The sequence below is a fragment of the Cryobacterium sp. N22 genome (assembly GCF_002929555.1).
Taxonomy (GTDB): Bacteria; Actinomycetota; Actinomycetes; order Actinomycetales; family Microbacteriaceae; genus Cryobacterium.
In genome coordinates this window covers 195,088-218,936 of sequence record NZ_PJJP01000034.1, presented here as the reverse complement: position 1 = coordinate 218,936, position 23,849 = coordinate 195,088, and the positions used below count along the sequence as shown (strand labels likewise).

The 23,849-nt window shown below is 70.3% G+C and carries 25 protein-coding genes; 7 read left to right on the top strand and 18 right to left on the bottom strand.

Going from position 1 to position 23,849, the window contains the following annotated elements:
* The 7 genes from CXY76_RS10245 to CXY76_RS10215 all read right to left on the bottom strand — a co-directional run.
* A partial coding sequence (locus CXY76_RS10245) for a hypothetical protein (protein ID WP_146073425.1) occupies window positions 1-570 on the bottom strand: 570 nt, incomplete at its 3' end.
* Between the two features lie 7 nt (window positions 571-577).
* Entirely contained in the window at window positions 578-1,075 is a 498-nt protein-coding gene (locus tag CXY76_RS10240; protein WP_104164126.1) for a hypothetical protein, read from the bottom strand.
* The gene (locus tag CXY76_RS10235) at window positions 1,072-1,797 is read right to left on the bottom strand and encodes a 4Fe-4S single cluster domain-containing protein (RefSeq protein WP_104164125.1); all 726 of its coding nucleotides are present in this window, start codon (window positions 1,795-1,797) and stop codon (window positions 1,072-1,074) included. Before CXY76_RS10235 ends, CXY76_RS10240 begins: the two co-directional genes overlap by 4 nt.
* Window positions 1,794-2,006, bottom strand: coding sequence for a DUF2997 domain-containing protein (locus CXY76_RS10230; protein ID WP_104164124.1), 213 nt, complete (start codon window positions 2,004-2,006; stop codon window positions 1,794-1,796). The genes CXY76_RS10235 and CXY76_RS10230 overlap by 4 nt, the downstream gene beginning before the upstream one ends.
* A gap of 23 nt (window positions 2,007-2,029) precedes the next feature.
* Complete coding sequence (locus CXY76_RS10225; RefSeq protein ID WP_104164123.1) at window positions 2,030-3,658, bottom strand: AAA family ATPase; 1,629 nt, start codon at window positions 3,656-3,658, stop codon at window positions 2,030-2,032.
* Window positions 3,655-4,473, bottom strand: a complete 819-nt coding sequence (locus CXY76_RS10220) for a hypothetical protein (protein WP_146073424.1) — start codon at window positions 4,471-4,473, stop codon at window positions 3,655-3,657. Before CXY76_RS10220 ends, CXY76_RS10225 begins: the two co-directional genes overlap by 4 nt.
* A 78-nt stretch (window positions 4,474-4,551) precedes the next feature.
* Window positions 4,552-4,980 (bottom strand): hypothetical protein, encoded by a 429-nt coding sequence (locus CXY76_RS10215; RefSeq protein ID WP_104164121.1) that lies wholly within the window; start codon window positions 4,978-4,980, stop codon window positions 4,552-4,554.
* A 109-nt stretch (window positions 4,981-5,089) separates the two neighbouring features.
* Here CXY76_RS10215 and CXY76_RS19750 point away from each other — a divergent pair, with 109 nt between their 5' ends.
* The 3 genes from CXY76_RS19750 to CXY76_RS10205 all read left to right on the top strand — a co-directional run bounded on the left by CXY76_RS19750 (window position 5,090) and on the right by CXY76_RS10205 (window position 6,668).
* A complete protein-coding gene (locus tag CXY76_RS19750; RefSeq protein ID WP_255408473.1) occupies window positions 5,090-5,224 on the top strand; it encodes a hypothetical protein in 135 nt (44 codons plus the stop codon).
* A gap of 35 nt (window positions 5,225-5,259) precedes the next feature.
* Complete coding sequence (locus CXY76_RS19680; RefSeq protein WP_233199690.1) at window positions 5,260-5,547, top strand: nitroreductase/quinone reductase family protein; 288 nt, start codon at window positions 5,260-5,262, stop codon at window positions 5,545-5,547.
* A gap of 71 nt (window positions 5,548-5,618) precedes the next feature.
* A complete protein-coding gene (locus CXY76_RS10205; RefSeq protein ID WP_104164120.1) occupies window positions 5,619-6,668 on the top strand; it encodes a zinc-dependent alcohol dehydrogenase family protein in 1,050 nt (349 codons plus the stop codon).
* Between the two features lie 302 nt (window positions 6,669-6,970).
* On the opposite strand, the gene CXY76_RS10200 is transcribed toward CXY76_RS10205, so the two are convergent.
* The 8 genes from CXY76_RS10200 to CXY76_RS10165 form a co-directional block, all read right to left on the bottom strand.
* Window positions 6,971-7,546, bottom strand: coding sequence for a nitroreductase family protein (locus CXY76_RS10200; protein ID WP_104164119.1), 576 nt, complete (start codon window positions 7,544-7,546; stop codon window positions 6,971-6,973).
* A gap of 130 nt (window positions 7,547-7,676) precedes the next feature.
* Window positions 7,677-9,383, bottom strand: a complete 1,707-nt coding sequence (locus CXY76_RS10195) for a long-chain-fatty-acid--CoA ligase (RefSeq protein ID WP_104164118.1) — start codon at window positions 9,381-9,383, stop codon at window positions 7,677-7,679.
* A complete protein-coding gene (locus tag CXY76_RS10190; protein ID WP_233199689.1) occupies window positions 9,380-10,450 on the bottom strand; it encodes a low specificity L-threonine aldolase in 1,071 nt (356 codons plus the stop codon). Before CXY76_RS10190 ends, CXY76_RS10195 begins: the two co-directional genes overlap by 4 nt.
* 49 nt (window positions 10,451-10,499) lie before the next feature.
* Entirely contained in the window at window positions 10,500-11,519 is a 1,020-nt protein-coding gene (locus CXY76_RS10185) for a nucleoside hydrolase (RefSeq protein WP_104164116.1), read from the bottom strand.
* On the bottom strand, window positions 11,516-12,421 hold the full coding sequence (locus CXY76_RS10180; protein WP_104164115.1) for an ABC transporter permease: 906 nt from the start codon (window positions 12,419-12,421) through the stop codon (window positions 11,516-11,518). Before CXY76_RS10180 ends, CXY76_RS10185 begins: the two co-directional genes overlap by 4 nt.
* Window positions 12,421-13,506 (bottom strand): ABC transporter permease, encoded by a 1,086-nt coding sequence (locus CXY76_RS10175; protein WP_104164114.1) that lies wholly within the window; start codon window positions 13,504-13,506, stop codon window positions 12,421-12,423. Before CXY76_RS10175 ends, CXY76_RS10180 begins: the two co-directional genes overlap by 1 nt.
* Entirely contained in the window at window positions 13,503-15,053 is a 1,551-nt protein-coding gene (locus CXY76_RS10170) for an ABC transporter ATP-binding protein (RefSeq protein ID WP_104164113.1), read from the bottom strand. The genes CXY76_RS10175 and CXY76_RS10170 overlap by 4 nt, the downstream gene beginning before the upstream one ends.
* Window positions 15,050-16,096, bottom strand: a complete 1,047-nt coding sequence (locus CXY76_RS10165) for a BMP family ABC transporter substrate-binding protein (protein WP_104164112.1) — start codon at window positions 16,094-16,096, stop codon at window positions 15,050-15,052. The genes CXY76_RS10170 and CXY76_RS10165 overlap by 4 nt, the downstream gene beginning before the upstream one ends.
* A gap of 260 nt (window positions 16,097-16,356) precedes the next feature.
* Between CXY76_RS10165 and CXY76_RS10160 the strand changes: the two genes are divergently transcribed.
* Genes CXY76_RS10160 through mtnB form a run of 4 tightly spaced genes read left to right on the top strand, consistent with a single transcriptional unit; the run spans window position 16,357 to window position 20,043 of the window.
* The gene (locus CXY76_RS10160; RefSeq protein WP_199190261.1) at window positions 16,357-17,448 is read left to right on the top strand and encodes a hypothetical protein; all 1,092 of its coding nucleotides are present in this window, start codon (window positions 16,357-16,359) and stop codon (window positions 17,446-17,448) included.
* Window positions 17,445-18,680 (top strand): phosphotransferase, encoded by a 1,236-nt coding sequence (locus tag CXY76_RS10155; protein WP_104164111.1) that lies wholly within the window; start codon window positions 17,445-17,447, stop codon window positions 18,678-18,680. Before CXY76_RS10160 ends, CXY76_RS10155 begins: the two co-directional genes overlap by 4 nt.
* Window positions 18,677-19,393, top strand: coding sequence for an acireductone synthase (mtnC, locus tag CXY76_RS10150; RefSeq protein WP_104164110.1), 717 nt, complete (start codon window positions 18,677-18,679; stop codon window positions 19,391-19,393). The genes CXY76_RS10155 and mtnC overlap by 4 nt, the downstream gene beginning before the upstream one ends.
* Entirely contained in the window at window positions 19,390-20,043 is a 654-nt protein-coding gene (mtnB, locus tag CXY76_RS10145) for a methylthioribulose 1-phosphate dehydratase (RefSeq protein ID WP_104164109.1), read from the top strand. The genes mtnC and mtnB overlap by 4 nt, the downstream gene beginning before the upstream one ends.
* On the opposite strand, the gene CXY76_RS10140 is transcribed toward mtnB, so the two are convergent.
* From CXY76_RS10140 to CXY76_RS10130, 3 genes are read right to left on the bottom strand one after another with little or no spacing between them, the layout of a single operon-like run.
* On the bottom strand, window positions 20,040-21,104 hold the full coding sequence (locus tag CXY76_RS10140; protein ID WP_104164108.1) for an ABC transporter permease: 1,065 nt from the start codon (window positions 21,102-21,104) through the stop codon (window positions 20,040-20,042). The genes mtnB and CXY76_RS10140 overlap by 4 nt on opposite strands.
* The gene (locus CXY76_RS10135) at window positions 21,101-22,666 is read right to left on the bottom strand and encodes a sugar ABC transporter ATP-binding protein (protein ID WP_104164140.1); all 1,566 of its coding nucleotides are present in this window, start codon (window positions 22,664-22,666) and stop codon (window positions 21,101-21,103) included. The genes CXY76_RS10140 and CXY76_RS10135 overlap by 4 nt, the downstream gene beginning before the upstream one ends.
* Window positions 22,663-23,754, bottom strand: coding sequence for a substrate-binding domain-containing protein (locus CXY76_RS10130; RefSeq protein ID WP_104164107.1), 1,092 nt, complete (start codon window positions 23,752-23,754; stop codon window positions 22,663-22,665). The genes CXY76_RS10135 and CXY76_RS10130 overlap by 4 nt, the downstream gene beginning before the upstream one ends.
* Window positions 23,755-23,849 lie beyond the last annotated feature (95 nt).

The window sequence follows — 23,849 nt, the reverse complement described above, 5'->3', positions numbered from 1 at the left end:
GGCGCGCGCCGCCGCGTCGGCATCCGCGCGTCGCTGGGCGCGCGTGGACCGGCGCCGGCGCGGCGCCGACGGCGGGGCCGCGGAATCGTCGACGTAGTCGGACCTCGACGTGCCGCCGCCGCCGAGGAGCCGCTCCGCTTCCTTCGGCAGCGCCGCCGCGCGCTGCGTCGCACCGTTTGGCGCATTCCTCCGCGCTGCGCCGCCGCGGGGGTTGCCGAGTATCGTGAGACCGTTTTCGTTGCGCTCCCAGAGGAGCACAAGCCAGCCCTGGTTGATGATCAGGCCGTGCAGCAAGACCACTAGGTACAGCGTTCCCGCGGCGATGTGCCCCGCAGGGTCCTCCGGCACCAGAACGGCGATCGCGGCCACCGCATAGATCCCGGCGAAGATCCCCCAGGAGCGACGACGGGCGATGATGGCGAGTATCCCGAAAGCCAGCCAGGCGAGTGCGCCGCCGCCGACCAGCAGGAGCAGCAGCCACGCGCTCGCGCCGAAGCGCCAACGGAGCGACGGTCCGGTCGCGGTGGCCGTGACCGGTGCGCCGCGCGTGCGACTGGGGGCGTTCGTCATCGGTTCGTTATGCTCCCGCGCGGACGTTGAGCACCATGGTCACGGTGTCATCCGCCTCCCGGGTCTCCGAGACGAGTTCGAAGCCCGAGCCTTCAGCTCGAGCACGAATCTTCTCGGCGACGGCCTGCTGCACCATCCCGGCATACTCGGTGTCGAGTCGCTGCAGGAGTTCGGTCGCACTCACGACGGTGACGTCCCGGCCGTCGAGGCCCTCCACATGAGCCTCCCAGACCGCATCCTCGGTGAGGGTCATGGTCAGCGAGACACCGTCGACCTCGGCGGTGACGCGCGTGCGTGACACGTCGATGGCCGTGGCGCCGAGATTCGTCAGGGCGTCGGTGAGCAGTGTGCTGTCCTTCATCCGGGTGCGCACCCGGATCTCCGGGCGGGCGTGCTCGTCGGCATTGCCGCCCTTCGCCGTCACGGCCGCGCCGATCGCGCCGACGCCACCCGCTGCCGCGGCTGCGGCCAGCGCGAGGGGGAGGAGGATCAGGGTGACACTCATGCGAGTCTCGCTTTCGTTCGGGGCCGGTCCTGGCGGGGACCGAGGTCGTGCAAGAGTTCTTCGAGGGCCGCGTCGTCGGCCCAGCCGTTCACGTCGATCTGGCCGTCGGGGCGGATGCGGATTTCGAGCCGGTCGAGCCCGCCCTCCAGTTCGATCCGGGCGACCTCGTCGGCGTACGCCGGGGTGAGCGCGCGGATGCCCTGGTTGGTCGACCCGAGCCAGGGGCGCACGGCGTCGGGCCGGTCACGGAGGTACGGTCCGTCGACGAGCAGGTCGGTGGCCGCGAGGAGCCGGGCGATGTCCGGCCGGGTCGTCGACCATCCGGTGAGCAGGTCGAGGGGGTAACCGGAGAAGGTCATCACGGTCAGCCCGGCAGCGCGGAAGGCCTCCGCGACCGACCCGAGTGCGTCGGCCTGATCGAAGGGTTCGCCGCCGAGAAGGGTGATTCCCTCAACGCCGGCGCTGACCGCATCCGCCACAAAACGCTCGGCGAGCTGCGTCGTGTTCTCGACCGTGCCGCCGACCTCGGCCCAGAGCTGCGGGTTGAAGCAGCCGGGGCAGTGCACGCTGCAGCCCTGCACCCACAGCGCCGAGCGGAGGCCCGGACCTTCGGCGGCCGTCGCGGCCAGGAACCGCGACCAGCGCAGGTCGGTGCCCGGCTTGGCGACCGGCTCGACCGTACCTAACAGGGACGTGCCCAACACCGAAGCGAGCAGGGTCACCGGGTGCCGTCCCAGTTCTGCGCCGTCGTCTCCTGCTCTGCGGCCACCTGCGCATACGCATCCGTGAAGGACGACGCGGTCGTCTCAGCCTCGAGCATGTTCTCGAGCACGGCGATGTAGTCCAGGCATTCGTTGCCGTACATGCCGAGGGTTTCGGCGTGCACGGTGCCGTCGGGCCGGACCTGCACGATGAGCTGCTTGTCTGTCATGGGGGTGTCCTGTTCACAAACGGTTAGAAGTCAACGGTGCGTCCGCCGCGGCGGCTGGAGAGCCCCGCACCGCTCGTGTCGCCGGCACCGACCAGCGCGTCTTCGTGAGGGTCGATGTCTTCACTGCCGGTCGCCCGCACGGCGCGCACCTCGGCCCAGGCGCGGATGGCCTGCACCTCCTCCGACTGGGTCACGGCCAGCGGGATCATGTTGGTGATCGCCTCGGTGAGGTCGTGCAGGGTCGCCGGCCGGCGTTCCGCGAAGGCCTCGTAAAGCGCCACGATCACGGCCTGTTCGATCTCGGCGCCGGAGTAGTTCTCGCTGTCGGCGACGAGCTTGTCGACGTCGGCGGTGCCGATGGCCGCGAGCCCGTTGCCGCGGGTGGCGTTCGAGGCGAGCTGGATGGTCCAGATGGCGCGCCGCTCCACGGCGGTGGGCAGGTCGACGAAGAAGATCTCGTCGAATCGGCCCTTGCGCATGAACTCCGGCGGCAGCGAGTCGATGTTGTTGGCCGTGGCGACGACGAACACCGGATGCTGCTTCTCCTGCATCCAGGTGAGGAAGTAGCCGAAAACGCGAGCGGTGGTGCCGGAGTCGCCGGTGCCCGTGGTGTTCGAGAAGCCCTTTTCGATCTCATCGACCCAGAGGATGCACGGGGCGACGGCCTCCGCGGTGGCCAGGGCGGTGCGGAGGTTCTGCTCCGAGGAACCGACGAGTCCGGAGAAGATCCGGCCGATGTCGAGCCGGAGCAGCGGCAGACCCCACGACGCGGCCATCGCCTTGGCGGTGAGGGACTTTCCACAGCCGGGCACGCCGGTGATGAGCACCCCCTTCGGGGCCGGCAGGCCGAACTCCTCGGCTTCGGCCAGCCAGGAGCCGTCGCGCCTGGACAGCCAGCGTTTGAGGTTGTTCAGGCCGCCGACGGAGTCGAGGTCGAGGGCCTTGGTGACGAAGTCGAGCAGTCCGGACTTGCTGACGATCTGGCGTTTCTCGTCGAGCACCACGGTGATGTCGCCGGCAGTGAGCTGGCCGTCGTCGACCATCGCACGAGCGAAAGCGTTCTCGGCTTCGGACATCGTCAGGCCGCGCGCGGCCTGCACGAGGGCCTCGAGAGTTTTCTCATCGGCCCGCACCGTGATCCGGCCGCTGCCCGAGGCGTTGTTCTCGATCATGGTGTCGAGCATCGTGCGCAGCTCGACGGTGTTCGGCAACGGGAACTCAAGCAGGTGCGCGAGCTTGTCGAGCTCAGGGGGGATGCACCGCACCGGAGCCGTCACGACCAGCGCGCGGGCGGCATCCGCGTGGCGCAGCTCGAGAACCGTCTCGCGCACCTTGCGGATGATGACGGGGTCGCCGGGGCGTTGCTCGGTGCCGAAGTAGGCGTGCAGGTCGCAGAACACGAAGACGGCGTTCTCGGGGATGCCGACGATGTGGTCGAGCGCCCTGGCGGGTGTGGTCGTGTTGTTGATGCCCTTGCCGTCGGGGCCGATCAGCCCGGTAGCGCTGGTCCACGTCCACACCTCGCGCGGTCGCCGCAGCGCCTGGGCGGCGCGGGTCACCTCCTCGAGGGCACGCACCTCCTCGCTGGTCTCGATGTACAACAGCGGCAGACGGGCCTTGAAGGCCTGGTCGAGCGTCTGGGCGAAACTCATGGCGTTCCTCTCGGGGATTCGGCCGGGGATTCGGCGGGTTCGGGGTCATCCGGCGCCAGCTCGTCGATGTCGACCGACCAGGCGCCCCGGGCGTCATCGGCCTCGATGGAGATGTAGACGGCGTCGGTGGGGTCCCAGGACAGGCGTTGATCGACATCGCCGGACTCGATGATGGGCCGGTCTGACCGCTCGCCGATGGTCTGGATGGTCACGTAGAACACCCCCTCGCCCTTGTGCACGAAGCGTGCGCTGACCGCATCGCCGCGGTAGACGAGGAAGTCATTGCCCTCGCCGCTGGCGAACCCGTCGGTGATCTCGTCGACCTCGGCTTTTTGCAGAGTGAACTCCCACGGGTCGTCGGTACGCACCCACAGTTCGAGGTCTCCGGCGGGAGGGAGGACGAGGGCTTCATCGTCGGGGTCGTAGAAGTACGCGACGTTCTCGGGGTAGCCACGGTCATCGGCGGGCTGGTCGAGATCCTCGACCCCGGTGACGTAAAGGTCGAGATAGTCGCCCGAGACGAGCCGCACGAGGTAGGGGTCCTGATTGTGGTCCTCGAGGGGAATGCGGATCAGGCCGCTGCCCGCGCCCGAGTACGTGGTGCCGTCCGGTTCGAAAACGGGCGGCTCGTCGACGTCCCACGGGTTCTCCCCGTCGCCGAGGATTGCGAGGCCCTCCTCGCCGATCCCGACGTCGGCATAGGTGTTCAGTGCCCCGACGAATAGAACCAAGGCGCCCCACACCCAAATCCACACGGAGAACGTGCGGATGCGTCGCCGAGCCGTGCTGGACACCGAGACGTTCCCCATACTCACGATGCGTCTCCTCCCCCCGGTGCGCGCGGCGCAGTGTTCACAGACTACTGGGGGCGTGGCCGCGGGCTGGGCGGGGCTTCACTCGTGTCGCTGGGGGAGTTCCTCTGCCGGCGGCATCGTGCCGGGATACGGGTTCTCGGGTCGTCTGGCCGCCAGGTGCAGCAGCTCGTGGCGAGTGAGCCGGCCCTTCGAGGCCTTATCTGCGCACGCCATCATCTCGAAATCCGAGCCGACGCCTGGCTGGTCGTTCGTACCGTGCTGTTGGGTGATCGCCCACGCGTAGACGGCACGTTGGGTCTTCGACATCCGGCGGTAGGCACGGACCAGCCAGACCAGGCAGGCCAGGAACATGATCCCGATCAGGAACAGCATGACGCCCTTGCCGGGCTCGTCGACGATGAACAGAACGATGCCGCACGTCGGTGCGACGATCGCCGCAAACGCGCTCACAGCAATCTGCGACACCCAATAGCCGGCACCGGTCTGCTCCGCCTGTTTCGCCTGCATCGGACCACTGTACCGGGGAGGGTCAGGGTCGGGCCGGGGCGGGTGGGCGGAACGGTTGTACAGTCGCGCTGACAGTTCCGTTCTGACCGACCGAGAGGATGCAACCGTCATGACGACCCCCCGCTTGCCGCCGCGCTGGTTTGTCGTGCTGGCTTGGAAGGTGCACAGGGCCGTGTTCCGGGTGACCGGCGGCCGACGTGGCCTGTGGCGCGCCCGGCCCAGCGGTGGGGTGCGTTGCGGCTGACCACCACAGGTCGCCGCAGCGGCCAGGAACGGTCCGTGATCGTGGGCTATCTGGAGGACGGCCCGAACCTGGTGACCCTGGCGATGAACGGCTGGGGTGAAGCCGAGCCCGCGTGGTGGCTGAACCTGCAGGCGCACCCGCTGTGCCAGGTCCAACTCGCCGACGGGTCGCGCCGCGTTGTCGCGCACGCCGCGACCGGACTGGAACGCTCCCGGCTGTGGGACCGCTGGCGGTCGGTGGACAAGGACCTCGACGGGTTCGCCAGCCGCCGCCCCACCGAAACGGCCGTCGTGGTCCTCGAACCCGCCTCCCGCGAACCGTGAGCTAAGCACCTGAACTCGGCCGTTTCTGGGGCTTAACTCACGGTTCGCGGGCTGAGGGGTAGGGTTTTCTGATGCGTGCAACAGTTATTTACGGCGAGCGGGATGTCCGACTCGATGAAGTTCCCAACCCCGTCCTCTCCACCGGCGGTGACGCCATCGTGCGGGTGGTGGCGGCCTGCGTCTGCGGGTCGGACCTCTGGCCGTACCGCGGCGTGACCCCCACCGACGAGCCGCACCGGATCGGCCACGAGTTCGTCGGCATCGTCGACGAGATCGGTCCGGACGTCACCACCATCAACGTCGGCGACTTCGTCATCGCCCCGTTCTACGACTGCGACAACACCTGCGTCAACTGCCGCAACGGCGTCAGCACCTCCTGCCTCAACGGCGGCTGGTGGGGCTCGGACGACCAGCTCGGCGGCTTCGCCGACGGCGCCCAGGGCGAACGCGTGCGGGTTCCGCACGCCGACGGTTCGCTCGTCGCCACCCCCGAGCAGCCCACGGATGCCCAGGTGCCGGGCCTGCTGACCCTCGCCGATGTGATGGGCACCGGCCACCACGCCGCCGTCTCGGCCGGCGTCACCGTCGGCAGCACCGTCGTGGTGGTCGGCGACGGGGCCGTGGGCCTCTGTGCGATCATCGCCGCCAAGCGCCTCGGCGCCTCCCGCATCGTGGCCATGTCACGGCACGCCGACCGGCAGGCCGTGGCCCGCGAGTTCGGCGCCACCGACATCGTCGAGGAGCGGGGAGACGCCGGTGTCGAGCGCATCCAGGAGATGTTCGACGGCGTCGGCGCCGACTGCGTGCTCGAGTGCGTGGGCACCGAGGAGTCGATGGACCAGGCGATCCGCTCGACCCGGCCCGGCGGCATGGTCGGCTACGTCGGCGTGCCCAACGGCGGCGCCGAGCTGCCGATCAAGGCCCTCTTCGGCCGCAACGTGGGTGTGAACGGCGGTGTCGCATCCGTGCGCGGCTATGTTGAGGAACTGCTGCCCGAGGTGCTCAGCGGGGCGATCAACCCCGGCCGGGTCTTCGACCTGCAGCTGCCGCTGTCCGAGGTGGCGCTGGCCTACTCCGCCATGGACGAGCGCCGCGCCATCAAGGTGCTGCTGCGCCCGTAGCCCCACCGCACATGACGAACGCCCCCTCGCTCGATGCGAGGGGGCGTTCGTGTGTGCGCCCGCGGGACTTGCGGGCCCCGCGAGTTGCGGCGGATTCCCCCTTCAGTACAGCCAAAGGGGCGCAATGACGCAACTCGGTGAGATGCCTGCCGCACGACTCGCCACTTCCGGCCCATTGGCGGCCCGGTCACATCCATCATGCGGCGTCGACACCCGCGAGTTGCGGCAGAAGTCCCTTTCGGGGCGCCCCACAGGGAAATGTGCGGCAACTCGGCGGGATGGTGCCGCGACGGGGCGGATGCTTAGTCGTTGACGAGCAGGATCTCGGTGAGGGGCTTGCGGGTGCGCGGAGCGATCTCACGCTCGAGCAGCTCGGGGCTGAGGGCCTCGGCATCGCCGAGCACACCCAGCACCGTCACGGTGACGGCATCCTGGTCGGCCTTGAGGCGGAACGCTTCGGCCAGCGCCTTGCGGTCGATGCCGCCGAGCTGGTGGCTGAACAGGCCTTCGTGCTGAGCCTGGATGGTGAGGTGCGCGACGGCCTGGCCGAGGTCGTACTGAGCCCAGGGGTTGTCACCCTCGGCGATGTTGAGGATCAGCACGGAGGCCTTATCCGCCCAGGCCTGGTTGAAGCCCTTGAGGTTCGCGTGGATCTTGGCGAAGCTCGCGGACCCGCGGCGGGCGACGATAAATCGGGCCGGCTGGTTGTTGTTGCCGGACGGCGCCCAGCGGGCGGCCTCGAGCACCGTGGTGAGGGTGTCTTCGTCGATCACGGCGGTCGGGTCGAAGCCGCGGGGGCTCCAGCGCTCGGCCATCGCCGGGAGGATCGGCGCCGTCGTGTCGGCGGCGCGGCTGTGGGTGTCGGTAATGAGGGTCATGATGCCCGGCTTTCTCTCGTGCGTGTCTATCAATTGGCGCGGGGCATCATCGTCCCAGTCTGGGTCAACGCGGTGCGGGCCCAGTTATTCCATGCATCCGCATCTTTGGTGCGGTCTCGGATGCTGCCGGTCAGGCGGTGTGCTCCGCCGCCGCTTCGAGGTTGTCGCGCACGGTGCGGCGCAGGACCTTGCCGATCAGCGAGCGGGGCAGGTCGTCGACCTCGACGATGCTGCGGGGCACCTTGTAGGCGGAGATGCGAGTGCGGCAGTACTCCCGCAAGCCGGCCACGTCGAGGGTGGCGCCGGCGATGAGCACCACGGCGGCCACGACATCCTCGCCGCCGTGCGCGCTCTTCAGGCCCACCACGGCGGCGTCGGCGACGTCGGGGTGTGAGAGCAGGGCCGCCTCCACCTCGGACGGCGACACGTTGAACCCGCCGGTGATGATCAGTTCCTTGATGCGGTCCACGATGGTGACAAAACCGTCCGGGGACACCGTGACGATGTCACCGGTGCGCAGCCAGCCATCCGGCAGCAGCGTCTGAGCGGTCTCGGTGGGGCGGTCCCAGTAGCCGGAGAACACCTGCGGCCCGCGGATCAGCAGTTCGCCCTCCTCGTCGAACCCGCGGTCGACGGCGGGGTCGGCGGGGTCGACCACCCGGATCTCGGTGCTGGGGAACGGCACCCCCACGGTGCCGGGGCGCCGGCTCGGGCCCATCGGGTTGCCCACCGCGATGGGGGAGCATTCGGTCATGCCGTAGCCCTCCACCAGCAGGCCGTCCGTGGCGGACTCCCACAGTTCGACAGTGGCCAGGGGCAGGCTCATCGCACCCGAGATGGCGTACTTGGTGCCGCGCAGGCTGATGTTCTGCTTGGCGGCCGCCTTCACCAGGCGGTCGTAGATCGGCGGCACCGCGGGCAGGAAGGTGGGCGGGGTGCGCTTGACGGCGTTCAGCACCAGCCCCTCGTCGAACTTGGGGAAGAGCACCAGACGGGCGCCGATCGACATGGCGACGGTGAGGCAGAGGGTGAGGCCGTAGGCGTGGAACATCGGCAGGACGCCGTAGAAGACCTCGTTGCCGCGCTCGAGGCCGGGCACCCAGGCCTCGCTCTGCTGCGCGTTGGCCTGCAGGTTGAAGTGCGTGAGGATCGCGCCCTTGGGCGAACCGGTGGTGCCGCTGGTGTACTGCAGCACGGCGGTGTCGCCGAGCAGCGGGCGCGGATGCGCGGTGCGCAGCCGGCGGGAACCCACCAGGGCGCTCCATTCGATGGCGTCCTTGAGCGGCTGGGCCACGGTGAGGGCGGCGCGGGCGGTGCGGGACTTGGGGATCGGCAGGCGCAACGCCAGCCGGGTGGCCAGCGGCATCGACCGGGTGACGTCCACGGCCACGACAGTGTGCAGGCCCATGTCGCGGGGGAAGCCGCGCACCATGGAGTAGACCTTGTCCCAGACGATGGCAACGCTGGCCCCGTGGTCCTCGAACTGGTGCCGCAGTTCACGTTCGGTGTAGAGCGGGTTGTGCTCCACCACGATCGCGCCGAGCCGCAGCACGGCGTAGAACGCGACGATGTGCTGCGGACAGTTCGGCAGCACCAGCGCCACCCTGTCGCCGGGCTTGACGCCGAGCCGGCGCAGGCCGTTGGCCACCCGGGAGATCTCGTCGCCCAACTGCCCGTAGGTCATGGTGCCGCCGAAGAAGTCCAGCGCCACCTTGTCAGCGAACCGGCGGGTGGAGCCCTCGATCATGTCGACGAGGGTCTCGGTGGGGTCCTTGATCGTGTTGGGCACGCCCGCCGCGTAGGAGCTCAACCAGGGCTTGTTCGTGAAGACGTTCATGCGCTGATCAGTTCCTTCTTCAGGGCGGCGACAAAATCGTCGACATCGTCGGGGGTGGTGTCGAAGCCGCACATCCAGCGCACCTCGCCGGTGGCCGGGTTCCAGTCATAGAACCTGTAGAACTCGCGCACCTTGTCGGCCACACCGGCGGGCAGCACGGCGAAGATCGCGTTGGCCTGGGTGGGCTGGCTGAACGAGAGCCCGGTCACCGAGCCATCCGCCAGGCCCTCCTCGAGCGCACCGCGCAGGCGAGCGGCCATGGCGTTGGCATGGTCGGCGTTGCGCAGCCACAGGTCGCCGTCGAGCAGTGCGATCAGCTGAGCCGAGATGAAGCGCATCTTCGAGGACAGCTGCATGTTGAGCTTGCGCAGGTACTTCAAACCGGTGGAGCTGTGCGGGTTGAGCACCACGATGCACTCGCCGAGCATCATGCCGTTCTTGGTGCCGCCGAAGCTGAGCACGTCGACGCCGGCGTCGCTGGTGAACTCCCGGAACGGCACCCCGAGGGCGGCCGCGGCGTTGGAGATGCGGGCACCGTCCATGTGCAGCAGCATGCCGTTGGCGTGCGCGTGGTCGGCGATGGCGCGCACCTCGGCCGGCGTGTACAGGGTGCCCAGCTCGGTGGTCTGGGTGATCGACACCACGAGCGGCTGGGCACGGTGCTCGTCGCCCCAGCCCCAGGCCTCCTGGTCGATCAGGGCGGGGGTGAGCTTGCCGTCCGGCGTCTCGATCGGCAGCAGCTTGAGGCCGCCGACCCGCTCGGGGGCGCCGCCCTCGTCGGTGTGGATGTGCGCGGTGCTCGCGCAGATCACCGCTCCCCAGCGCGGCAGCATCGACTGCAGCCCGGTGACGTTGGCGCCGGTGCCGTTGAACACCGGGAACGCCTCCACGCCCTCGCCGAAGTGCCGCGTGAAAACACGCTGCAGTTCGGCGGTGTAGACGTCGTCGCCGTAGGCGATCTGGTGGGCGCCGTTTGCCCGCACGATGGCGTCGAGAATCTCCGGGTGAATGCCGGAGTAGTTGTCGGACGCGAAGCCGCGGGAGAGCAGGTCATGGAGGGAGGTCACCCCTCCATCTTGGCGTAAACGGATGCGCCCCATCTGTGGATTTCCCCGGTCAGCCCGCACTCGTTCCGGAGAGCACCCCGACAAAATCGGTGAGGAAGCTCGCGCGGTCGACGTCGACGACGACGACGGTGTCGGGCGCATCCGTCGTGGGCCAGCTCACCGGTGCGCCGTCGTGGGTGCGCACGAGGTGCGCGCGGATGGCGTATCCGTCGGTGGTGATGTTGACCGGGCCCTCGAGGGCGGCGGTGATCCACTCCGGGTGGATGAGCAGCGCCGCGGCCAGTCCGTCGTGCGCCGGCGAGACCCGTCGGCCCCAGGAGTACTGGTAGAAGTCCATGTACGCCTCGAGGATCGCGGCCGAGAACGTGCCCCACGGCGTTCCGGCGTCGTGCAGGGTGGCGACGGCCGTTTCGTCGACGATGGTTCCGGCGGTCACGTTGACGCCCACCATCACCAGGCGCCGCCGGGGAGCGGCGAACACCAGCGCCGCGGCATCCGCGTCGTTGTGGATGTTGGCGTCGACCATCTGCACGGTGCCGAGCGGCGGGAACGGGCCGGAGCCGCCCATGAGAACCACCGAGCGGAACAGGGTGAGCAGGTCGGGTTCGATCTGCAGTGCCAGGCCGAGGTTGGTCAGCGGTCCGATGGGCAGCAGGTCGTAGTAGCCGGGGCGGGAACGGCCGAGCTGCACGAGCAGCTCGGCCGACGACAACGGCGACAGGTTGCGCGGGGAGAGGGGTGTCGACCAGAGGTCGCCCAGCCCGTCGGCGCCGTGCACGTGACCGGCTATCCGGGGATCGCCGTTCAGCGGGCCGTCTGCCCCGCGGGCCACGAGCACGTCCGGCAGGCCGGCCACCTCGAGCACCCGGGCGATGTTGGTCAGCGCCGCGTCGACGGGGGTGTTGCCGTAGACGCTGGTGATCGCCGAGATCTCCGCGTTGGCGCTGCCGGCCAGGTAGAGCAGCGCCAGAGCGTCGTCGATGCCGGTGTCGGTGTCGACGATGATGTGCCGGACCGAGTCGACGGGGGCTGCGTCATCGCGGGCGGTGGCATCGGAGGGTGCGGTCATGCGGTGAGGCTCGCTTTCGTGCGGCGGGGAATGCGGATCCGGGTCAGGACCAGCACCAGGATGGTGATCAGGTACGGCGCCGCGTCGGTGAGCTGTTGGGGCGCACCCACACCCTGCAGCCGAAAACCGAGGGCCTCAGCCGCGCCGAAGCCCAGGCAGGCCAACGGCAGCCAGAGCGGCCGCCCGGCGACGAGCATCACGGCGGCGACGGCGATCCAGCCGCGGCCGGCGGTCATGTTCTCGGTGAAGACGGTGACGTTGCCCAGCGACAGCTGCGCGCCGGCGAAGCCGCAGAGCGCCCCGGCCGCGATGGTCACCCAGAACTGGTAGCCGGGAACGTTGATGCCCAGGCTCGCGGCGGCCTCCGGATGCTCCCCGACGCCGCGCAGCCGCAGTCCGTGCGGGGTGAACAGGAGCCAGAGCCCGACGACCACGATCAGCACCAGCGCGAGCGGAACGAGGGCCGTCTGGCCGCCGAACACCGCACCGAGCACGGGAACGTCGTGCAGCCACTGCATCTTCGGCAGGCCGACGAGGCCGCGGGGCGAGAACGACCCTGACACGTCGAAGAGCACGCCCATGAGGAAGCCGGTGATGCCGAGGGCGAAGAGGTTCGAGCCGATCGCGATGACGATGGGGTCGGCCTTCCACCTGGCCGCCCCGACGGCCAGGACCAGCGCGAACACCGCGGTGGACACGACGGCCGCCAGCACGCCGGCCCAGGGGTTGCCCGTGTAGTAGCTCGCGGCGACGGCCGCGAACGCGCCCCAGAGCATCTGGCCCTCCAGGGCGATGTTGAACACCCCCACCTGCGCCGAGATCGCCCCGGCGAGGGAGGCGAACAGCACCGGGGTGGCCGCGAGCAGCACGGCGGCGACGAAGCTCAGTTCGAACACGTGCATCAGCGGGCCCCGCTCTCGCCGGAGCGCCTGGAATCGATCACGGTGCGCAGCGCGAGCACGACGATGACCACACCCTGGAGCACATCGGAGAGCTGGCGCGGAACATCGGCCGAGCGTTCCATGGCCGCGCCGCCCACTTGCAACACCGTGAACAGGATGGCCGTCACCGGGATCAGCGCCGGCCGGCCGCCGGCCAACAGCGCCGCGGCGAGCCCGGCGAAGGTGTAGCCGGGCGAGAGCAGCGCACCGTCGATGAGCCGGTACGGGGAGGACAGCGTGATGATGGCCCCGACCACGCCGGCGACGGCGCCGGATGCCGCCATCGCGCCGAAGGCCAGGCGGCCCACCCGCACGCCGCCGTAGGCGCCGAACCGGCGGTTGGCGCCCACCACCCGCAGTTCGAACCCCACGGCGGTGCGGCTGTCGACCAGCCAGAAGGCCACCATCAGGCCGATCACGACCAGCAACCCCACATTGGTATAGGAGAGGTCGCCGATCGCCCACATCCGGGCGCCCTCCGGGAACCGTTCGGTCTGGGCGACGGCGGCGCCGGCCTCACCGATTCGGAAACGCACGAGGTAGGAGACCACGGCGACGGCGATGGGGGAGAGCAGCAGGGTGCTGATGATGATCGGGATGCCGAACCGGGTGGACAACGGGGCGGAGAGAGCGCCGAACCCGCCGGCGAGCACCGCGGCGGCCAGGAGGGCGACGGGCACGGCGACAAGCGGCGGCAGGCCGGACTGGCCGGCGACCAGCGCCGCGGCGAGTCCGCCGAGCACCAGCTGGCCGTTGCCGCCGAGGTTGAACTCGCCCATGCGCAGGGGGATGGCGGCCACGAGCGCCATGCCGCAGATGAATCCCCAGACCGAGAAGGTGTAGTCCAGGGTGTCGGGGTCCAGCGCCCCGGCGAGCACGGCCGCGTACGCGGTGACGGGGTCGAGCCCGGCCGCGGCGATGATGACGCCGCCGATGAGCACGGCAACGGCCACCGCGGCCAGCGGGACCACGGCGGGGTGGCGGGCGGCGGCATCCACCAGGCGGGCGGCCGGGTGGGCGCGCCAGGATGCGCGGGAGTCGCTCACGGGCGGGATCCGTTCGGTAGGTTCTGGGCGGCGAGGCCGGCCATGGCGGCGCCGATGCCCGCGGTGGTGGCGTCGGCGCGGCTGAATTCGGCGACCAGAGCGCCGTCGAGCATCACCAGGATCCGGTCGGCGAGCGCGAGGAGTTCGCTGATCTCGTGCGACACCAGCAGGATGGCGCCGCCGCCGGCCCGGTAGTCGAGCAGGCGGCCGTGGATGGCCTCGATGGCGCCGACGTCGACGCCCTGGGTGGGTTGTTCGGCGATCAGCAGCGGGGCGTTGTGGGAGAGTTCGCGGGCGATGACCACCTTCTGGGCGTTGCCGCCGGAGAGCGATCCGACGCTCTGCTGCTCGCCCGCGGTGCGCACGTCGTAGCCCGCGATGAGGGCCCGAGCCTCTGCCCGGGCGGCGCGCACCGAGATCCAGCCGCGGCGGATGCCCCGCTCCGCGCCGATCGGTGCGGTGCGGTGATGGCCGAGGGCCAGGTTCTCCGTGATCGACATGCCGATGGCGCTGCCCTCGCCGCGGCGGTCCTCCGGGATCACCGCCACGCCCCGCAGCCGGCGGTCCCGCACCGTCCAGCGGGTGACGTCGGCGCCGAGCAGTTCGACGGTGCCGGACTGCGTTGGCCTGGTGCCCAGGATCGCTTCGACAAGTTCGTGTTGGCCGTTGCCGGAGACCCCGGCGATGCCGACGATCTCGCCGGCCCGCACGGCGAATGACACGCTCCGCACCCGGGTGATGCCGGCGTCGACGACCCCGGCGTCGCGCACCTGCAGCACGGTGGCGCCGGGGCTCCCCAGCCCCGGGTTGCTCACCGGCCGCACCTCGCGGCCGGTCATGGCGTGCACGAGCTGGGCGCTGGAGGTCTCACCGGTGAGGAAGTGTCCGGTGACGCGCCCGTCGCGCAGCACCGTCACCTCGTCGCTGACGGTGAGCACCTCGTTGATCTTGTGTGTCACGAGCACCACGGTGGTTCCGGCATCCGCGGCGCGCCGGATTACGGCGAACAGGGTGGTGACCTCGCCGGGAGTGAGCACGGCGGTGGGTTCGTCGAGGATCAGGATGGTGGCGTCGCGGTGCAGCGCCTTGAGGATCTCCACCCGTTGGCGTTCGCCGACCGACAGCGAGGACACCCGTGCGCGGGGGTCGATCTGCAGGCCGTAGCGCTCGCCGAGTTCGCGCACCCGAGCCTCGGCGGCGCGCCGGTCGAACAGGCCCGCCCGGCGGGGTTCGGCGCCGTAGACGACGTTCGCCGCCACCGACAGGGAATCGAACAGTTTGAAGTGCTGGTGCACCATGCCCAGGCCCGCCGCGATCGCGTCCAACGGGCTGGTGAACACCTGCGGCCGGCCGGCGATCAGGATCTGGCCGGCATCGGGCGAGAGCAGGCCGAACAGGATTGACATCAGGGTGGACTTGCCGGCGCCGTTCTCACCCATCACGGCGTGCACGGTGCCGCGGCGCAGAACGAGGTCAACGCCGTCGTTGGCCACGACGGCGTTGAACCTTTTGCTGATTCCGGTCAGCTGGGCAGCGGGAAGGGTCATCCGGCGGTGAGCGGATCGACGACGACCAGGTCGCCCGCGATGATCTGGTCGCGCACCGCGGCGACCTTCTCGATCACGTCGGGGTGGTCGATGATCAGGCACTGCGAGTCGGCGACGCCGTCTTCCAGGCCGGTCAGGCTGACGCCGCCTTCGGCGAGGCCGTAGGCGGTGAATCCGCCGGTCGTGCCGTCGAGGATGTCGCCGATCGAGCTGACGACGGCGATGTCGACACGCTTGATGGCGTTGTCGACGACGTTGCCCGGCGAGTCGAGGCACTGGTTGGTGTCGACGCCGAATGCCTTCACCGACGTTTCGGAGGCCGCCTCGAACACGCCGAGGTTGCCGCCTGAGGCGGCGGCCTGCACATAGTCCGCGCCGGAGTCGGCGAGGATCTGGGCCTGCGCCTTGGCGCGGGCCTGGTCACCGAACGGGTTGTCGCCGCCGACGTACTGTGCGGCGGTCGTGATGGCGGGGTTGACGCTCGCGGCGCCGGCGAAGAACGGGTCGATCCAGCGGTGGATGAACGGGGTGTCCAGAGCGGCCACAACACCGATGTTGCCGGTCTCCGAGAGCAGGCCGGCCTCGACCCCGGTGAGGTAGGTCGCCTCGTACTCCTTGAAGACCGCGGCGGTGAGGTTGTCGGTCGGCTCGTCGGCCGAGGTGTCGATCAGCAGGAACTGCTGCTCGGGGTAGTCGATGGCCGCCTGGGTGAACTGGTCGAGCACGCTGTAGCTGACACCGATGATCACATCGGGCTTCTCCCGCACCGCGGCGTCGAGGTTCTGCTGGATGCTGGTGGGGTCCTCGCTCTCGTACACGTCGACACTGGCGTTGTACTTCTCTGCCGCCTCGGATGCGCCGTCCGAGGCCAGCTGCAGGAAGTTGTTGGAACCGATCGGCGTGGGCGTGATCATGATGATCGAGGCCTCGGTGGAGCTCGCGGACCCGGCGGCGTCGTCGGTTCCGGCGCATCCGGTGAGGGATGCGGCGACAGCGACAAGGGCGATGCCGGTGCTGATGCCGGCGCGCGCAGAAAGCTTCATGGGGGTGTACCTAACGGGGAACGGCGCAGCACGTTCGAGACGGGTGCGGGACGGGGAGCCCCGAGCGTAACAACGGCGCAACCCCCGGTCCGGCGGGCGTTGTCACAGAACTTAACAATTGCGGGCTGCCGCCGCCGCGTGATCACGGGGCGGGGAGCGCCCGGGGTCGGCGCGCAACTCTGCGGCCTCCCTCCGGCCGGTACTCTCGGGTGAATCGACCCGGCCGACGGGTGACCCCGCCCGCCACCTAAGAGGATCAAGTGACTGTTCGCGACACGCAAGGTATCCGTTTGCCTGCCGGGCCCGCGCTCGACGCCTCCGTGCGGGTCGAGGACGGTTCCGTCTGGATCCTGGACCGTCGCACCTTCCCGGCCCGCGTCGACTGGGTGCGCGCCGATTCGGCCATCGAGGTGGCCGCGGCCATCACGAGCATGGTCACGCAGAGTTCCGGCCCGACCTTCGCCGCCTGCGCCGGCATGGAGCTTGCCGCCCTGCAGGCCGCGACGCTGCCCCTGCCGGACGCCGCCACCGCGCTGAGGGGCGCGGCCGTGGTGCTCGCCAACGCCCGCCCCACCAACAACCATCCCCGCGAGGCCGTCGAGTTCGTGCAGGCGGCCCTGGTGGGGGCGTCGTCGACCGCCGAGCTGGTGGAACGCGCGATCGACGCCGCCCGCGGCTACGCGGTGCGGTACCGCAGCCGCAGCCGGGCCCTCGGCGAGCACACCGTGGCGCTGCTCGACGACGGCGCCCGCATCCTCACCCACTGCTGGATGGACACCTACCTGATCGAACTGGTGCGTGCGGCCGCCGAGGCGGGCAAACGCTTCGAGTGGGTCGCCACCGAGACCCGGCCGTACCTGCAGGGTGCCAGGCTCACGGCGCACACCCTGCGGGAGATGGACCAGCGGGTGACCCTGATCACCGACGGCATGGCCGCGGCCGCCCTCGCCCCCGGCTCCTCCCTGGGCCGGATCGACGCGCTCGTGACCGCCGCCGACCGGGTGAGCATGGACGGCAGCGTCGCCAACAAGGTCGGCACCCTCGGGCTCGCCGTCGCCGCGACCGCCTTCGACGTGCCGTACTACGCGCTGATCCAGGCGCCGGATGCGGCCCTCCCCACCGGCGCCGACATCGTGATCGAAAACCGGGACCCCGCTGAGGTCTTCCAGACCCTCGGCGCCCGCACCGCCTCCGCACTGGTGACGGATGCCTGGTACCCGGCGTTCGACGTCACCCCGCCCCGGTTCGTGACCGCCCTGGTGACCGACCGCGGCCCGTTCCAGCCGGCCGCGCTGAGCCGGTACTTCGACAGCCCCCACCCGTCCGCCTCCCAGGATCGAGCCACCCGGTGACCACAACCGCACCCCAGACCCCCGCCGCCTACGACCTCCTGGTGGACCGCGACGATGTCGTGAGCTACCTCGTTGGCGCCGGCTACCTGCCCCGCCTGGCCGCATCCGCTGAGCAGGTCACCGTGCGTGAGGTCACCGCCGGCAACATGAACCGGGTCTTCATCGCGAGCGGGCCGCTGGGCAGCCTGGCCGTGAAACAGGCGCCGCCGTGGGTGCAGGCGGTGGGCCCGGAGTGGCCGATCGACCCCAACCGGATCGCCTCGGAGGCCCGCGCCTACGCGATGCTCGCCGACCTGGCACCGGCCAGCGTGCCCACCGTCGACCCCGTCGACCTCGACAGGTACGTGCTGGTGATGGAGGATCTCTCCGACCTCGACGTGCTGCGGGATGTGCTGGTGCGCCAGGTGGCCGACATCGTCGCCGGCGCCGCACCCGTGGCCATCGACTTCGACGCTCTCGGCGCCGTCGTGGGCCGGTTCAGTGCCGAACTGACCCTCGCCACGAGCCTGGTGGCGCTCGCCCCCGCCGCGCACGCCGCTCTCATCGAGACGGCGGCCAACCCTGAGCTCTGCGCCCTCACCGTGGACGCCGTGCTCGACGAGCCGTACCGCCTCAACGACCACAACCACTGGATCCCCGAGCTGGACGGCGAGGTGCGGGCGATGTACACCGACACCGAGCTGCTGGCCGCCGTCGGCCACGTGCGGGAGATCTTCGCGACCCGCGCCGAGGCGCTCATCCACGGCGACCTGCACTCGGGGTCGCTGATGATCGGGGAACGGGAAGCCGAGCAGGCCACCAAGATCTTCGACCCCGAGTTCAGCTTCGTCGGCCCGATCGGCATGGACCTGGGGCTCTTCTGGGCCAACCTCACGATCGCGTCGATCGCGGCCACGCAGGTGGGGGCCGCCGGTCTCGCGCGCGAGCGCGCCTCGGCGATCCCGTCGAGCTGGGACGCGTTCGTGACGGTGGTCACCGAGCGCTGGCCGCACCGGGTGGGGGAGCCTGACGGACTCGACCTCGAGACCTGGCTGGCCCGCATCCGCAGTGACGCCTGGCGGTTCGCGGGGGTCGAGTCCGTGCGCCGGGCGGCCGGGTACTCGCATGCGGCCGACTTCACGACCCTCCCCGCCGCCCGGATCCCGGCCGCATACGCAGACCTGCTCGTGCGCGCGCGGGCCTGGATCATCACCGGCACCGACAGCACCGACTCCACCGAAGGAACCCTGTGACCCTGCGCATCACCGCCAGCACCCTCGTGCTCGACCTGGAGGGCACCACGAGCGCCGCCGGGTTCATCCTGGGCGACCTCTACGACTACGCCCGGCCGCGGCTGGATGCCTGGCTCGACGACCACGCCGCCGACCCGGCCATCGCCGAGGCGCGGGACCAGGTCATCGCCGACGCGTCCCTGTCGCCCGACGCCACGACCGAGCAGGTCGTCGCGGTGCTGCACCGGTGGATGGCCGAGGACGTCAAGGCCACCCCGCTCAAGACCATCCAGGGCCAGATCTGGGCCGAGGGCTTCGCCCACGACGAGATCAGCTCGCACTTCTTCGACGACGTGATCCCGCAGCTGCGCCGCTGGCACGAGAACGGCGTCACCCTCGCGGTGTTCTCCTCGGGGTCGGTGGCCAGCCAGGTGCCCTGGTTCCGGCATTCCCCCGACGGCGACCTGACCCCGCTGATCGTCGACTACTTCGACACCGTCAAGGCCGGCTCGAAGAAGGACCCGGCCTCCTACGAGACGATCCGCGCCGCACTGGGCGTCGACGCGGCCGACGTGGTCTTCTTCACCGACCACCCCGACGAGGTCGCCGCGGCGACCGAGGCCGCCTGGCAGGTCGTGGCGTTCTCCCGGCCGGATGAGCCGTGGTTCGGCGCCGACTTCGGCGCGGCCCCTGTCGTGGCGTCCTTCGACGAGGTCGAGGTGGCCCGGTCATGAACCAGTTCTCGCCGCAGGGCATCACCGAACAGACCCTGCACGCCGCCGGCAGCGCGCTCGCGGCCGAGGCGGCCCGCTTCGCCGGGCTCGGCTGGATGCGCGGCACCTCCGGCAACCTCTCGGTGACCCTGGACCGCGACCCGCTGCTGCTGGCCGTGACCGGCTCCGGGCTCGACAAGGGCGAGCTCACGGCATCCGATTTTGTGATCGTCGACCAGCTCGGTGAGCGGGTCGAGGGCCGCGGCGGATCGGGCCACCGACCCTCCGCCGAGGCGGGCCTGCACGCCCGCATCGCCCGGGTGACCGGTGCCGGCGCCGTCGTGCACGTACACGCCCTGGCCGCCGTCGTGGCGGCGCGCCACTGGCCGGACGGCGTGGTGCTGCGAAACCTGGAGATGCTCAAGGGCCTCGGGCACCTGGCGCACGACGAGACCGTTGTCATCCCGGTCGTGCCCAATAGCCAGGACATGGTGGAGTTGGGCGACGCCTTCGAGGCGCGCTACCTGCCGGCCACGAGCACGGTCGCCGAGGTGCCGGTGGTGCTGGTGGCCAACCACGGCATGTACGCCTGGGGCGCCGACCTGCAGCAGGCCCGCTGGCACGCCGAGCTCATCGAGTGGATGCTGCGCTTCACCATCGAGACGCGCTAGTTGGTCATGCTCCCGGCCACCACGACCGTGCGCTTGCGGGAGAAGGTGAAGCTGAACAGCAGGGCGACGAGCAGCACGATGCCCTTGCCGAAGTCCTGCGCGTAGTACGGCAGGCCGATCATGGTGAACCCGGTGACCATCACCGCGATCAGCACGGCGCCCAGCGCCGTGCCCCAGGCGTTCGGGCGGCCCATGCCGAGCACCGAGACACCCACCAGCGACACCGCCATGGCGTCCAGCAGTAGCGAGTTGCCCGCGCTCACGTCACCCTGGCCGATCCGGGCGGCCAGCAGCAGCCCGGCGACGGAGGCCAGCAGGCCACAGCCGACGTAGGCGGCGGTGCGGTAGAGCAGCACCCGGATGCCCGCGAGCCTGGCGGCTTCGGCGTTGGCGCCGACGGCGTAGAGCGCGCGGCCCCACTTGGTGCGCTCGAGCACGAACCAGAGCAGCACGGTGAGGGCGATGAAGATCACCACGGGCACCGGGACCGGCCCGATGTTGCCACGGTCGAGCCAGAGGAAGTCGGGCGTGAAACGGCCCGGCGCGCTCGACCCGTCGGCCAGGGTCATCTGCGACGAGATGGACTTGCCGTCGACGATGAGCAGCTTCAGCCCCACGATCACGAACATCGTCGTGAGGGTGGCGAGGAGGTCGGGGATGCGCGCGACCACGATGAGCAGGGCGTTGAGGGCGCCGATCAGGGCCCCGCCGACCAGCACGACGCCGACGGCGACACCGCCGACCTGATTGCCGACCACCATGGTCCACGCGGCGATGGACACCGCGAACCCGGCCGAGGCGCCCACCGAGAGGTCGATGCCGCCCACGGTCATCGCGAGCATCACGCCCAACCCGGCGATCGCGGTCGGGGCGATGAACTTGAGCATGCCGAACATGTTGTCCGCGGTGCGGAAATTCGGTTCGGTGAGAGCGAAGAAGCCGATCAGCAGCACGGTGACGGCCACGAAGCCCCACCGCACGATGCCCGCGGAAACGGTGTCGAGGGCACCGCCGCGAATGCGGTCGACGACGGTGGTGTTGCCTGGGGGAGTGCGGCTCATGCTGTGGTTCTTTCCGGTGTGGTGTCGGCGCCGATGAAGGCGGTGACGATCGTGGCGCGGTCCAGGGTGTCGGCGTACCCGTCGAGGGCGACCTCGCCGGCGACGAGCACCACGATCCGGTCGGACACCTCGAGGATCTCGTCAACGTCGCTGGAGAACACCACGGCGGCGTTCCCCGACTGGGCGAGGGTGTTCAGGTGGGCGCCGATGCCGCGGCGGGCGGCGATGTCGACCCCGCGGAACGGTTCGTCGAGCACGGCCAGCCTCGGGTTCGCCGAGAGCCACCGGCCCACGATCACCTTCTGCTGGTTGCCGCCGGAGAGGTCGTCGGTACTGGTCTGAACCGACTCGGTCACCACCTCGAGATCGGCCACCACGGCGGCGGCCCGGTCGGTTTCGAGGTCGCGCCGCAGCGTTCCCCAGCGGGAGGACTCGGTCAGGAACGGCACACTCACGGTCTGGGTGATCGACCAGCCGGGCAGGATCGCCTGGCGTTGCCGGTCCTCAGGCACGAGCACGACGCCGGCCGCGATGGCGTCGCCGGGCCGCCGGGGCGCGTACGGCGCTCCGTTGAGGGTGAGGCTGCCGCCGGCCGGGCGGGCCAGGCCGCCGAGGACCTCGGCGAGTTCGCTCTTGCCCGCGCCGATGAGGCCGAGCACGCCCAGCACCTCGCCGCCGCGGATGGTGAGCGAGAGGGGCCGCGCCTCCGGGAACAGGGGCACCCCCTGCACCTCGGCGACGACGGTGCCGCCCCGGTGCACGTGCTCACGCTTCTGGGCCAGCTCCGTGGCCCGGCCCAGCATGTCGTGCAGGATGCCGTTCCACTCGAATGGGCGCGGGCTGTGGCTCTGCACGGTGCCGTCCCGGAGCACCACGACGCTGTCGGCGAGGGCCTCGATCTCGCCGAACCGGTGCGAGACGTAGACAATCGCGAGACCGTCGGCGCGGAGGGCCCGCAGCACGTCGAAAAGCCGGTCGGCTTCGGCGGAGGTGAGCGCGGAGGTGGGCTCGTCGAGGATGAGCAGGCGCGGCGTGTGGCGCAGGGCGCGGGCCAGGGTGACGAGCTGGGCATCCGAGATGCGCAGGTCCCTGGCGTCCTGGGAGAGCACCCGGTCCGACCAGTCCAGGCCGAGCAGGGCGAGGGCGCGGCGGGCGGCGGCGAGGTCGCGCCGCCGGCTGCGCATCACCCCGCGGGCGCCGGCGAGGTTGTCCAGGAGCACGTTCTCGGCCACGGTGAGGCCGGGCACGATGCCGTCGGCCACCTTCTGGTGCACGGCGGAGATGCCGTGCAGCCGCGCGACCGTGGGGCTGGTGAGGGCGACCTCGGTGCCGGCGACGCTGATGGAGCCGGCGTAGCGCGGGTTGGCCCCGGACAGCGCCTTGATCAGCGTGGACTTGCCGGCGCCGTTCGCGCCGAGCAGGGCGGTGATGCGGCCGGGCGCGAAGTCGAGGTCGACGTCCCGCAGCACGACGTTGGAGCCGTAGGAAAGTGACACACCTCTGAGGGAGACGACCGGGGCGCGGTCGTCCCCCTCGAGGAGTGCGGTCGAGTCGTGGGTCACGAGGTGGCGGGCAGCCAATCGGCGACGACGGTGGTGTCCAGGGTCAGGCTCGGTTCGGCGTCACGCAGCGCGGTGACGTTGTCCACGCTCTTGGCCGCGAGGAAGTCCTGGGTGATGACGATGGCCGGGAACTGCACATCGGTCTCGTCGAGCTGGCCGGCCAGCGAGAGGGCCAGCGACCGCACGACGGCGGCGCCCACGGCGGCCGGGTCGGTGGCGGAGGTGGCGACCCAGGGGCTGTCCGCGGCGTTGATGACCTCGAGGTCGGCGTTGGAGATGTCGATGCCGTAGACCTTCACGGAGGACTGCAGGTTGTTCTGGATGACCGCCTGCACGGCGCCCTTGGTGATCTCGTCGTACGGGGCGAAGATCGCCTGCACGTCCGGGTTCTGCTTGAGCGCGGCATCCACCAGCGGGATGTTGTCGCTCGCGGTGGACTCGCTGACCTTGCCGGTGGAGAAGACCACGTCGAGGTCGTGGTCGTTCACGTACGTGTCCCATACGAGGGCACGTCGGTCGAGGGCGGCGAAGCCCGTGGCCGAGACGTAGCCGACCTTGGCGCCGTCGCCGACATCCGTGATGAGCTGGTCGAGCACACCGGAGGCCATCGACTCGTCGGACTGCGAGGTGGTGATGACGCCGGTGCTGTCGGTCAGGGCGAGGTCGTAGACGACGACGGGGATGCCGGCGTCGACAGCCTGGCTGATGAGCGGCTGGAGGGTGTCGGTCTGGCCGTGGTCGACGATGATCGCGTCGGGCTTGGAGGCGATGGCCTGCTCGAGGTCGCTGGCCTGCTTGGCGTTGTCGTTGCGGGCATCCGTGATGGTGAGGTCGATGTTCGCGGCCTTGGCCTGCGCCTTCGCGCCGGCGCCCCAGGCCTCGAAGTAGTCGCCGGCGCCGCTCTGGCGAACGAGCGCGACGGAGACCGCGTCACCGTCGAACGGGGCGGGCAGCGGCGCGGTGGCCTCGGTCACGGCGGCGGACGTGGATTCGGCGGTGCCGGCGGCGTTGGACTGCGCGCACCCCGTGAGAGCCAGGATGGCCGAAGCCGTGAGGGCAAGGACTGAAATGCTGCGTGCGTGGGCCATGGGCGGGTCTCCAGGAAAGGTGAGGGGGTAGCTCATCGAACCAAGAGGGGCGCTCCGGTGCACAATCACGTGACCGCGTGTTACGCCAGGGCCGT